Source organism: Cupriavidus sp. L7L (assembly GCF_004353535.1).
GTDB classification, from domain to species: Bacteria; Pseudomonadota; Gammaproteobacteria; order Burkholderiales; family Burkholderiaceae; genus Cupriavidus; species Cupriavidus oxalaticus_A.
The window spans coordinates 42,771-54,873 of record NZ_SMNY01000051.1 but is presented as its reverse complement, the minus strand read 5'-3'; the positions used below and the strand labels follow the sequence as shown (position 1 = coordinate 54,873).

At 66.3% G+C, this 12,103-nt stretch carries 10 protein-coding genes and 1 tRNA gene; 7 read left to right on the top strand and 4 right to left on the bottom strand.

Features of this window, described 5'->3' with window-relative positions; all coding sequences use genetic code 11:
- Positions 1–72 precede the first annotated feature (72 nt).
- The 7 genes from E1J61_RS32800 (at position 73) to E1J61_RS32770 (ending at position 6,306) form a co-directional block, all read left to right on the top strand.
- Positions 73–149 (top strand) — tRNA-Pro (locus tag E1J61_RS32800).
- A gap of 246 nt (positions 150–395) precedes the next feature.
- Positions 396–2,165 (top strand): ATPase, T2SS/T4P/T4SS family, encoded by a 1,770-nt coding sequence (locus tag E1J61_RS32795; protein ID WP_133098009.1) that lies wholly within the window; start codon positions 396–398, stop codon positions 2,163–2,165.
- Positions 2,166–2,234: 69 nt separating this feature from the next.
- Positions 2,235–3,506, top strand: coding sequence for a type II secretion system F family protein (locus E1J61_RS32790; RefSeq protein WP_133098008.1), 1,272 nt, complete (start codon positions 2,235–2,237; stop codon positions 3,504–3,506).
- Positions 3,507–3,509: 3 nt separating this feature from the next.
- Positions 3,510–4,412, top strand: coding sequence for an A24 family peptidase (locus E1J61_RS32785; protein ID WP_133098007.1), 903 nt, complete (start codon positions 3,510–3,512; stop codon positions 4,410–4,412).
- A 51-nt stretch (positions 4,413–4,463) separates the two neighbouring features.
- Entirely contained in the window at positions 4,464–5,102 is a 639-nt protein-coding gene (coaE, locus tag E1J61_RS32780) for a dephospho-CoA kinase (protein WP_133098006.1), read from the top strand.
- A gap of 236 nt (positions 5,103–5,338) precedes the next feature.
- Positions 5,339–6,097 carry a cell division protein ZapD gene (gene zapD / locus E1J61_RS32775; protein WP_133098005.1) on the top strand — a complete coding sequence of 253 codons (759 nt, stop codon included), beginning with the start codon at positions 5,339–5,341 and terminating at the stop codon, positions 6,095–6,097.
- A 17-nt stretch (positions 6,098–6,114) separates the two neighbouring features.
- The gene (locus E1J61_RS32770; protein WP_029048086.1) at positions 6,115–6,306 is read left to right on the top strand and encodes a DNA gyrase inhibitor YacG; all 192 of its coding nucleotides are present in this window, start codon (positions 6,115–6,117) and stop codon (positions 6,304–6,306) included.
- Positions 6,307–6,481: 175 nt separating this feature from the next.
- Here E1J61_RS32770 and E1J61_RS32765 read toward each other — a convergent pair whose 3' ends face one another.
- From E1J61_RS32765 to secA, 4 genes are all read right to left on the bottom strand, one after another.
- Positions 6,482–6,919 carry an NUDIX domain-containing protein gene (locus E1J61_RS32765; protein WP_133098004.1) on the bottom strand — a complete coding sequence of 146 codons (438 nt, stop codon included), beginning with the start codon at positions 6,917–6,919 and terminating at the stop codon, positions 6,482–6,484.
- Positions 6,916–7,821, bottom strand: a complete 906-nt coding sequence (locus E1J61_RS32760; protein ID WP_133098003.1) for an ATP-binding protein — start codon at positions 7,819–7,821, stop codon at positions 6,916–6,918. The genes E1J61_RS32765 and E1J61_RS32760 overlap by 4 nt, the downstream gene beginning before the upstream one ends.
- Positions 7,822–7,881: 60 nt before the next feature.
- Complete coding sequence (argJ, locus tag E1J61_RS32755) at positions 7,882–9,120, bottom strand: bifunctional glutamate N-acetyltransferase/amino-acid acetyltransferase ArgJ (RefSeq protein WP_133098002.1); 1,239 nt, start codon at positions 9,118–9,120, stop codon at positions 7,882–7,884.
- Positions 9,121–9,262: 142 nt separating this feature from the next.
- Complete coding sequence (gene secA, locus E1J61_RS32750) at positions 9,263–12,040, bottom strand: preprotein translocase subunit SecA (RefSeq protein ID WP_133098001.1); 2,778 nt, start codon at positions 12,038–12,040, stop codon at positions 9,263–9,265.
- Positions 12,041–12,103 lie beyond the last annotated feature (63 nt).

The window sequence follows — 12,103 nt, the reverse complement described above, 5'->3', positions numbered from 1 at the left end:
CATTTCAGGAAAAACGCTGTTATAGTTACCTTCTTTGCTGCTGACGCCCAGCGACGGCAAGCAAAAACAAATCGGGGTGTAGCTTAGCCTGGTAGAGCGCTACGTTCGGGACGTAGAGGCCGGAGGTTCGAATCCTCTCACCCCGACCAGATTAAAAAAAAAAAAGCCGAATCAACGAAAGTTGATTCGGCTTTTTGTCTTTCTGCCCTCCCGATCCTCATGGCCACCCCTGCCCCCGCGCAAGTAGGGTTGCGCCCGTGTCGCGCAAACGCCAACACGTCCCGCCGTCGCCTTTACAAAAAGTGACCCCAGCGGCAAACTGCCCCGATCCCAGGACGTGAACCGTATCGTCCGTCCGTGGCCGGCGGCCACTGTCCAACCACTGCGCACCTGTCATGACACTCGGACTTGCCCTGGCCCAGAGCCGGCGTATCGCGCCCGCCCTGCTTGCTCAGCTGGAGCAGGCCGCCCGTGAAAAGCAGTCGCAGCTGATCGACGAGATCGTCGGCAGCGGCACCATGAGCGCGCACGACCTGGCGGTGTTTGCCGCGGACAAGTACCAGCTGCCGCTGCTCGACCTGAACCAGTACAACCTGACCAAGGTGCCGCCGGGGCTGGCGGGCAACCGCGAATTCCATGCGCACCGCCTGCTGCCGCTGGGCCGCCGCGAAAACCGGCTGGTGCTCGGGCTGTCCGATCCGTCCAACCAGGCCGGCCTGGACGCGATCAAGGAAAAGTACAAGGTGCCGGTCGAAGCGGTGGTGGTCGAGCACGACAAGCTGATGAAGCACGTGCGCTCCGCCGGCGAGGCGCTGGGCACGCTGAAGAACATCTCGCCGGTGCAGGCCGAGCGCAAGATGATCGAGTACGACCCGGTGGCGGCCGCCGGCGCGCAGCGCAACCGCACTGCCGCCGATGCCATCGACGACGCGCCCGTGGTGCGCTTCCTGCAGAAGCTGCTGACCGAAGCCTTCCACCGCGGCGCGTCCGACCTGCATTTCGAGCCGTTCGAGACCTTCTACCGGATCCGCTTCCGCGTGGACGGCGTGTTGCAGGAGGTGGCAAGGCCGCCGCTGGATATCCGCGACAAGATTGCCACCCGCATCAAGGTCCTGTCCCGGCTGGATATTTCTGAAAAGCGCGTGCCGCAGGACGGCCGCATGAAGCTGCTGATCGCGCTGCCCAAGGATCCGAAGGACAACAAGGACAGCAAGGACGCGAAGGATCCCAAGGACAAGGACGCCAGGGAAACGGTCGAGAAAGCCGTCGATTTCCGCGTCTCGACGCTGCCGACGCTGTTCGGCGAGAAGATCGTGATGCGGATCCTGGAATCGTCGACCGACAAGCTCGACATCGACCAGCTCGGCTACGAGGCGCAACAGAAGGCGCTGCTGCTGGACGTCATCAAGCGTCCGTACGGCATGGTGCTGGTGACCGGCCCCACCGGCAGCGGCAAGACGGTGTCGCTGTACACCTTCCTGAACCTGCTGAACCAGGGCGACATCAATATCTCGACCGCAGAGGACCCGGCCGAAATCCAGCTGCCCGGCATCAACCAGGTCAACGTCAACGACAAGGCCGGCCTGACCTTTGCCGCGGCGCTGCGTTCGTTCCTGCGGCAGGATCCGGACGTCATCATGGTCGGCGAAATCCGCGACCTGGAAACCGCCGATATCTCGATCAAGGCCGCGCAGACCGGCCACCTGGTGCTGTCGACGCTGCACACCAATGACGCCCCCACCACGCTGACGCGGCTGATGAACATGGGGGTGGCGCCGTTCAACATCGCTTCCAGCGTGCTGATGATCACGGCGCAGCGGCTGGCGCGGCGGCTGTGCACCTGCAAGCGCGCCGGCGAGCTGCCGCGCGAGACGCTGCTGGACGCCGGCTTCCGCGAACACGACCTGGACGGCAGCTGGCAGCCCTACCATCCGGTCGGGTGCGAGCGCTGCAACGGCAGCGGCTACAAGGGCCGCTGCGGTATCTACCAGGTCATGCCGATCACCGAGGCCATGCAGCAGATCATCCTGTCGCACGGCACCGCCCTGCAGATCGCCGAGCAGGCGCGCAAGGATGGCGTGCTATCGTTGCGCGAAGCCGGGCTGCTGAAGGTCAGGGCGGGCGTCACGTCACTCGAAGAGGTGCTGGCGACCACGAATACGTAGCAACTGAGTCAAGTCACAACGTAAATACAAGACGTACCAGAAACGTCATTTACACCGGGGGTCAACAACATGGCGACGCGCGCACCAGCGGCGGGCGCCCGGACGGCAGCACCGTCGCGGGCAAAATCAGGCAAGGGGCGCAAGGCCCCCACCCAGTACATCTTCGAATGGGAAGGCAAGGACCGCAAGGGCAAGACCTTCACCGGCGAGCTGCGCGCGGAGAGCCAGGCCGAGGTCACCGCCACGCTGCGCAAGCAGGGCCTGACCATCGTCAAGCTCAAGAAGCGCAAGGCCGCGCGCGGGCGCAAGATCACCGAGAAGGACATCGCCTACTTCACCCGGCAGCTGTCGACCATGCTCAAGGCGGGGATTCCGCTGCTGCAGTCGATCGACATCATCGCGCGCGGGCACGCCAATCCCAACTTTACCCAGCTGCTGTCCGAGATCCGCTTCGATATCGAATCGGGCAGCAGCATGGCGGCGGCATTCCGGCGACAGCCGAAGTACTTCGACACGCTCTACTGCAACCTGATCGATGCCGGCGAACAGGGCGGTATCCTCGATGCGTTGCTGGAGCGCCTGTCGCTCTACATGGAAAAGACCATCGCGCTGAAGGGCCAGATCAAGTCGGCGATGATCTATCCGATCGCGGTGCTGACGGTGGCCTTTGCCGTCACCGTGATCCTGATGCTGTTCGTGATCCCGGCGTTCAAGGGCGTGTTCTCCAGCTTCGGCGCCAACCTGCCCGCACCAACGCTGCTGGTGATCGCGATCTCGGACTTTTTCGTGCAGTACTGGTACCTGGTCATCGGCGCGCCGGTGGCCGGCATCACGTTCTACCTGCGGGCGCGCAAGAAGTCGGAGAAGGTGCAGCGCTGGTCCGACCGCGCGCTGCTGAAGCTGCCGATCTTCGGCAGCCTGTTCCGCAAGGCGGTGATTGCGCGCTGGACGCGTACGCTGGCGACCATGTTCGCCGCCGGCACGCCGCTGGTGGAGTCGATGGAGTCGGTGGCGGGCGCCGCCGGCAACTGGGTCTACTACGACGCCACGCGCGAGATCGAACAGTCGGTGCGCATCGGTACCAGCCTGACCAACGCCATGCAGGCCACGCACGTGTTCGACAACATGGTGCTGCAGATGACGCAGATCGGTGAAGAATCCGGCGCGCTCGACAACATGCTGCTGAAGGTGGCCGAGTTCTACGAGCGCGAGGTCGACGACGCGGTGGCCGCCATCTCCAGCCTGATCGAACCGATCATCATCGTGGTGCTGGGCGTGCTGATCGGCGGCATGGTGGTGGCGATGTACCTGCCGATCTTCAAGCTGGGACAGGTGGTGTAAGCGATGGCGCTGGCGTATTCCGTTTCGCCGTTTCCCGCCGGCAGCGGGCAATTGCTGCAGGCACTGGCGGCGCTGCCGCCTGCCTTCATGGTGGCGGTGACGGCCGTGCTGGGCCTGGTGGTGGGCAGTTTCCTCAACGTGGTGATCCACCGGCTGCCGCGCATGATGGAGCGCGAGGAAGCCAACTATATCGCCGAGCTGCGCGGCGATCCGCTGCCCTACCCCGCCCGCTACAACCTGATGGTGCCGCGCTCGGCCTGTCCGCACTGCGGCCACGCGATCGCGCCCTGGGAAAACGTGCCGGTGCTGAGTTGGCTGGCGCTGCGCGGGCGCTGCTCGGCCTGCAAGACCCGGATCAGTGCGCGCTATCCGCTGGTGGAGCTGGCCTGCGGCGTGCTGAGCGGGCTGGTGGCGTGGCGCTTCGGCCCTGGCGTGCAGGCATTGGCGGCGCTGGTGCTGGTCTGGGCGCTGCTGGCGCTGACCCTGATCGATGCCGACACCCAGCTGCTGCCGGACCAGATCACGCTGCCGCTGCTGTGGCTGGGACTGGTGCTGAACCTGGGCGGGTTGTTCGTGCCGCTGGCCGATGCCGTGATCGGTGCCGCCGCCGGCTACCTGGTGCTGTGGGCGGCGTACTGGCTGTTCCGGCTGGTGCGTGGCAAGGAAGGCATGGGTTTCGGCGACTTCAAGCTGATGGCGGCACTCGGCGCGTGGTTTGGCTGGCAGGCGCTGCCGGCGCTGGTGCTGCTGTCATCGGTGGCCGGCGTGGTGTTCGGGCTGGCCAGCATCGCGCTGCGCCGGCAGGATCGCGACACGCCCTTCCCCTTCGGCCCCTTTATCGCGCTGGCGGGCCTGGTGGTGCTGGTGTTCGGCTCCGGTGTGCTGCCGCTGACCGTACTGCCGTGAAGCTGGTATTGTGACGGCAACATCGTCAACTGGCCTTCACGGCATCCCCACATGCTGGAAATCGGACTGACCGGCGGCATCGGCAGCGGCAAGACCCGCGTGGCCGACATGTTCGCCGCGCGCGGCGCCGCGATCATCGATACCGACCTGCTCGCCCATCAGATCACCGCCCCGGGCGGGCGTGCCATCCCGGCGCTGGTCGAGGCCTTCGGGACCGAATGCCTGCGCCCTGACGGCGCCATGGATCGCGACGCGATGCGCGCGCTGGTGTTCGCCGACCCGGCCGCCAAGGCGCGCCTCGAAGGCATCACCCATCCGCTGATCCGCGCGCTGACCAACGAGCATGCGCAAGCGGTCCGCGACGCCGGCGAGCATCCTTACCTGATCTACGTGGTGCCGCTGCTGGTCGAGTCCGGCTCATGGCGCGAGCGCGTGGGCCGGGTGCTGGTGGTCGACTGCACGGAAGACACCCAGGTGGCGCGCGTGATGGCGCGCAACGGCTTCAGCCGCGAACAGGTGCAGGCGATCATGGCCAGGCAGGCAACGCGGCGCGCGCGGCTGGCATGTGCCGACGACGTCATCGACAACGACGGGCCGGTCGATGCGCTGGTGGCACAGGTGGACCGCCTCGACCGCTATTACCGCGAACTGTCGGCGTCCGGAAAGGTCCATCCCGAAGCTGGCGCATGATGCGCGGGCACGGCCCGGCGGCACGCGGCGAACGCGCGTCCGACATTGTCCTCGGCCCGGGTCTCGCATAGAATGCGCTGGAACATGCCGGGAAATCGCCGCATACTGCGGGCATTGGACACCGCGGATCACTCCGACACAGTCCACCCAGCCCCTTCCGGCGTTCCCCGGGCCACATTCCGCACCGGGCCTGCTCCTCACAGGGGCCCGCCCGGCGCCCTGCACGGACATAGCACTTGATTCTGTACGAATACCCTTTCAACGAACGCATCAGGACACTCCTGCGCCTGGAGGACCTGTTCGATCGGCTGGAATACTTCCTCGGCCAGGATCATCCCCAGCAGCACCATGTCGCGCTGACCACGCTGTTCGAGATCATCGACGTAGCCGGCCGCGCCGACCTCAAGACCGACCTGATCAAGGAACTGGAACGCCAGCGCCAGGCGCTGGCGCCGCTGCGCGCCAACCCGCAGATCGACCAGGAAGCGCTGGACAGCGTGATCGGCGAGATCGAGCAGGGCATCACCATGCTCAACCAGACCGTGGGCAAGGCCGGGCAGCTGCTGACCGACAACGAGTGGCTGACCAGCATCCGCAGCCGTGCCATCATTCCCGGCGGCACCTGCGAGTTCGACCTGCCTGCCTACTACGCGTGGCAGCATCGCCCCGCTGAGGATCGCCGCGCCGATATCCTGAAGTGGGCGCGCCCGCTGGTGTCGCTGCGCATGGGCACCACCATCGTGCTGCGCCTGCTGCGCGAAGCCGGCCAGAGCGGCAAGGTCATCGCCACCGGCGGCAGCTACCAGCAGATGCTGTCCGGGCGCAGCTACCAGTTGATGCAGGTGTGGCTGGATGACTCGCTGCTGGCCTTCATCCCGGAAATGAGCGCGAACAAGTACATGCTGTGGGTGCGTTTCACGCAGCAGGACGGCGACCTGCGGCCGCGCTCGGTCGATGCCGATATCCCGTTCCTGCTGAAACTCTGCAATTTCTGAAGCCTGAGTCTGAAGCCATGCCCGCTGTAGTCAAATGCCCCACCTGCGGCACCGAGGTGGCCTGGGTGCCCGACAACAAGTTCCGCCCGTTCTGTTCCGAGCGCTGCAAGCAGATCGACCTCGGCGCCTGGGCGTCCGAAAAGTACGTAATTGGCGGCAAGCCGGGCGAGACGCCCTCGCCTGACCTGCCCGGCGACGAGGACGACTGACGTAATCGCCTCCGCCGCACAGTCCGCTCAGTGCGCCGCCGCCAGTACGCGGCGGTAGAACCCCACGCACACCAGCACGAAGACCGCCAGGCCCAGCCACACGCCGTCGATCGGCGCAATCACGGGCGCCGCGGGGCGCGGGTAGGTCAGGCAGGGCCGGCCCGGGGTCTGTGCCCTAGGCTTCTTCGCCCAGCCATTCGACCACCGGAATGGTGGCCGGCAGCAGCGGCGCGACCGTCACGGGCACCGTCTGCCAGGAAAAGGCCTGGCCTTCGCGGCCGACCGGGTCACCGCGCCAGGCAGTGACCTTGCAGAAATGCAGCCGCACATAGGCGTGCGGGTAGTCGTGCTCGAGCACATGCCAGCGCTCGCACGCGGTAATGTCCAGCCCCAGCTCCTCATGCAGCTCGCGGGCGAGCGCGGCTTCCACGGTCTCCCCTGGCTCGAGCTTGCCGCCGGGGAATTCCCAGTAGCCCTCGTACGGCTTGCCCGCGGGGCGCTGCGCCAGCAGGAAGCGGCCATCCGGCTGCACCATCACGCCGACGGCGACTTCGGTGACCTTGCGCGGCGGGTTGCCGGCGGTCTCCGCGGGCTTGTCCATGGCCGCGCTCATGCCTTGTCGTTCCCCGGCACGTCGGCGATGTACGGCTGGCCATGCTTGCCGCCCCAGTCGCGCGCGAACTGCCACGCCACGCGGCCCGAGCGCGAGCCGCGCTCCAGCGCCCACACCAGCGCGTCGCCGCGCGCGGCGGCGATGTCTTCGTCGGTGCAGCCGAAGTGCCTGAGCCAGTGGCCGACGATCGCCAGGTACTCGTCCTGCTTGGGCGGGTAGAACGACAGCCACAGCCCGAAGCGCTCGGACAGCGAGATCTTCTCTTCGACCACTTCGCCAGGATGAATCTCGCCGTCGTCGGTGTGGCGGTAGGTTTCGTTGTCCTTCATGTACTCCGGCAGCAGGTGCCGGCGGTTGGACGTGGCGTAGATCAGCACGTTGTCCGACTGCGCCGCGACCGAGCCGTCCAGCGCCGACTTCAGCGACTTGTAGCCCGACTCGCCTTCCTCGAACGACAGGTCGTCGCAGAAGATGACAAAGCGCTCGGGCCGGGTCGAGACCAGCTCGACGATATCGCCGAGGTCGCCCAGGTCATCCTTGTCGACCTCCACCAGCCGCAGGCCGTCCTTGACGAAGGCATTCAGGCAGGCCTTGATCAGCGACGACTTGCCGGTGCCGCGCGCGCCGGTCAGCAGCACGTTGTTGGCCGGCAGCCTGTTCACGAACTGGCGCGTGTTGGCGACGATGGCGTCCTTCTGGCGCTCGATGTTCTTCAGGTCGTCCAGGTGGATTGGCGGCAGCTGGCGCACCGGCTGCAGGTAGCCGATATTGCCGAACAGGCTCTGGCGCTTGCGCCAGCGGAACGCTACCGCCTCCTGCCAGTCCGCGTCGTTCAGTTGCGGCGGCAGCCATTGTTCGAGGCGTGAGAGGAAGTTGTCGAGGCGGGCAGCGAGGTCGGACATGGCGGGGCGGAGAATGGATTCTTGCGCCCTGCCCGCGTGCGCGGGCAGGATGGAACGGGCTCAGGAACGGTAGTCGGCGTTGATCGACACGTAGTCGTGCGACAGGTCGCAGGTCCACACCGTGGCTTCGGCATTGCCGCGGCCCAGCGCGATGCGCACCGTGATCTCGGCCTGCTTCATCACGCGCTGGCCGTCTTCCTCGCGATAGTCGGGATTGCGGCCGCCGTCGCGGGCGACCCAGACATCGTCCAGCCACAGGTTGACGCGGCCGACATCGAGGTCGTCCACGCCGGCGTAGCCCACCGCGGCCAGGATGCGGCCCAGGTTGGGGTCCGAGGCGTAGAACGCAGTCTTGACCAGCGGCGAATGCGCGACCGCATAGGCGATCTGGCGGCACTCGGCCACGTCCTTGCCGCCTTCGACGCGGATGGTCATCAGCTTGGTCGCGCCTTCGCCGTCGCGCACGATCATCTGCGCCAGCTCTTGCGCCAGGCCGGTCACGGCATCGCGCAGCGCTTCGAAGGCCGGGCCTTCGGCACGGTCGACCACGGCACCGGACTTGCCCGAGGCGATCAGCACGAACGAATCGTTGGTCGAGGTATCGCCGTCGATGGTGATGCTGTTGAACGAGTGATCGGCGGCGTGCGTCACCAGTCCCTGCAGCACCGGCTGCGCCACTGCGGCGTCCATGGCGATAAAGCCCAGCATGGTCGCCATGTTCGGGCGGATCATGCCGGCGCCCTTGCTGATGCCCGACAGCGTCACGGTCTTGCCGTCGATCTGCGCCGTGCGCGACGCGACCTTGGGCTGCGTGTCGGTGGTCATGATGGCTTCCGCCGCGGCCAGCCAGTTGTCGGCCCTGGCATTGGCGATGGCGGCAGGCAGCCCTGCCAGCAGGCGGTCCATCGGCAACTGCTCGAGGATCACGCCGGTCGAGAACGGCAGCACCTGGTCGGCGCTGATGCCCAGCTGCGCGGCCAGCGCGTCGCAGGTGGCGCGGGCATTGGCCAGGCCCTGCTCGCCGGTACCGGCGTTGGCATTGCCGGTGTTGACCACCAGGGCGCGGATGCCCTTGCCCGACTTGTCCGCGGCAGCAAGGTGCTCCCGGCACACCTGCACCGGCGCGGCGCAGAAGCGGTTGCTGGTGAAGACGCCGGCCACGGTGCTGCCTTCGGCCACTCGCACCACCAGCACGTCCTTGCGGTTGGCCTTGCGGATGCCCGCCTCGGCCCAGCCGAGCTCCACGCCGGCGACGGATTTCAGGTTCTCTGCCTGGGGCAGCGGAAGATTGACGGGCATGTAGGACTCCTCGATGTTCCTGCTCGCGACTTGCTTGTCATCAGACGAACATGCCCGCGAGGGGCGGGCATGTTCGTTTCCTGTTGCGTCACGCCCCGCGCTGCGGGACCGACGTCATACCGGGCACCCGGCGCGGCTCAGTTCAGCTGAGCTTGCCGTGGCACTGCTTGAACTTCTTGCCCGAGCCGCACGGGCACGGATCGTTGCGGCCGACCTTGGGCATGCCCGCCAGCGCCAGTTCGGCGGCGGCCATGGCAGTGCCGGTGCGCTGCGACGGCGCTTCCTCGACCGGCTCGCGGCCTTCGGCGAACTCGTCGTGCTTGTACTGCACGTTCTCCAGGTGCGACAGGCCTTCCTCGATCTCCTCGGAAGCCTGTTCCAGTTCCTCCGGCGACTGGATCTGCACGTTGAAGGTCACGCGGGTGACTTCGTTCTTGATCACGTCCAGCAGGCGCGCGAACAGCTCGAACGACTCGCGCTTGTACTCCTGCTTGGGATCCTTCTGCGCATAGCCGCGCAGGTGGATGCCCTGGCGCAGGTGGTCCAGCGCGGCCAGGTGTTCGCGCCAGTGCGTGTCGATGCTCTGCAGCATGACCGAGCGCTCGAAGCCGGCGAACGACTCGCGGCCGACCATCGCGACCTTGCCGTCGTAGCGTTCGGTCGCCGCCTTCATGATCAGGTTGAGCAGCTCTTCGTCCTCGATACTCTGCGCGCCCTCGATGGTCTGCGCCAGCGGCACTTCCAGGCCCCAGTCCTCGCGCAGGCGCGCTTCCAGGCCGGCGATGTTCCACTGCTCTTCCATGGTGTCGGCCGGCACGTGGTCGCGGAACAGCTCGACCAGCACGCTTTCGCGCAGGTTGGCGACCATCTCGCCGACGTCATTGGCCTCGAGCACGTCGTTGCGCAGCTTGTAGATTTCCTTGCGCTGGTCGTTGGCGACGTCGTCGTACTGCAGCAGCTGCTTGCGGATGTCGAAGTTGCGGCCTTCCACCTTGCGCTGCGCCGATTCGATCGAGCGCGTGACGATGCCGGCCTCGATCGGCTCGCCTTCGGGCATCTTCAGGCGCTCCATGATCGCGCGCACGCGGTCGCCGGCAAAGATGCGCAGCAGCTGGTCGTCCAGCGACAGGTAGAAGCGCGACGAACCCGGGTCGCCCTGGCGGCCGGCGCGGCCGCGCAGCTGGTTGTCGATACGGCGCGATTCATGGCGCTCGGTGCCGACGATATGCAGGCCGCCGGCAGCCTTGACCTGCTCGTGCAGCGAATGCCATTCGTCCTCGAGCTGCTTGATGCGCGCGGCCTTGTCGGCGTCGGACAGGTTCGGGTCCGCTTCGATAAAGCCCGACTGCTTTTCCACGTTGCCGCCCAGCACGATGTCGGTACCGCGACCGGCCATGTTGGTGGCGATGGTGATCATCTTGGGACGGCCGGCCTGCGCCACGATCTCGGCTTCGCGGGCGTGCTGCTTGGCGTTGAGCACCTGGTGCGGCAGCTGTTCGCGCTCGAGCAGGCCCGACAGGTATTCAGAAGTCTCGATCGAGGTGGTACCCACCAGCACCGGCTGGCCGCGCTCGTAGCAGTCGCGGATATCGCGCACCACGGCGTCGTAGCGCTCCTTGCCGGTCTTGTAGATCTGGTCCTGCTGGTCCTTGCGCTGGGCCGGGCGGTTGGTCGGGATCACCACCACTTCGAGGCCATAGATCTCCTGGAACTCGTACGCCTCGGTATCGGCCGTGCCGGTCATGCCGGCCAGCTTGGTGTACATGCGGAAGTAGTTCTGGAAGGTGATGGTCGCCAGCGTCTGGTTCTCTTGCTGGACGGTCACGCCTTCCTTGGCCTCGACGGCCTGGTGCAGGCCGTCGGACCAGCGCCGGCCGGTCATCAGGCGGCCGGTGAATTCGTCGACGATCACGACTTCGTCGTTCTGCACCACGTAGTGCTGGTCGCGATGGAACAGGCTGTGCGCGCGCAGGGCGGCGTACAGGTGGTGCATCAGCGTGATGTTCTGCGGCGCGTACAGCGACTCGCCCTCGCCGATCAGGCCCTGCTGCGCCAGGATTTCTTCGGCCTTCTCGTGGCCGGCCTCGGTCAGGTAGACCTGGTGGCCCTTCTCGTCGACGTAGTAGTCGCCCGGCTTCTCGACGCCGGTGCCGTCGGCCTTCTCTTCGCCGATCTGGCGCTCGAGCAGCCTGGGGATGCCGTTCATGCGCTGGTACAGGTCGGTCTGGTTCTCGGCCTGGCCCGAGATGATCAGCGGGGTGCGCGCCTCGTCGATCAGGATCGAGTCCACTTCATCGACGATGGCGTAGTTCAGCGGCCGCTGCACCCGCTGCGACGGGTCGTAGACCATGTTGTCGCGCAGGTAGTCGAAGCCGAACTCGTTGTTGGTGCCGTAGGTGATGTCGGCGTTGTACGCAGCCTGCTTCTCGTCATGCGCCATCTGCGACAGGTTCACACCCACCGACAGGCCCAGGTAGTTGTACAGGCGGCCCATCCACTCGGCATCGCGCTGCGCCAGGTAGTCGTTGACCGTCACCACGTGCACGCCCTTGCCGGTGATGGCATTCAGGTACACGGCCAGCGTCGCGGTCAGCGTCTTGCCCTCGCCGGTGCGCATTTCGGCGATCTTGTTGTCGTTCAGCACCATGCCGCCGATCAGCTGCACGTCGAAGTGGCGCATCTTCATGACGCGCTTGCTGGCCTCGCGGCACACGGCGAAAGCCTCGGGCAGCAGCGCTTCGAGCGACTCGCCGCCGGCGTGGCGCTGCCGGAAGGTCTCGGTCATGCCGCGCAGGTCGTCGTCCGAGAGTTGCTCGAACTTCGGCTCCAGCGCATTGATCTGCGCCACCGTGCGGCGGTATTGTTTGATCAGCCGCTCATTGCGGCTGCCGAAGACTTTCTTGAGAAGGCCCGTGATCATCGATTGCTTTCACCTGCGCGGGACCGGATTGACGCCCCTGGTAAGCGGGCTCCCCGGCGGCCG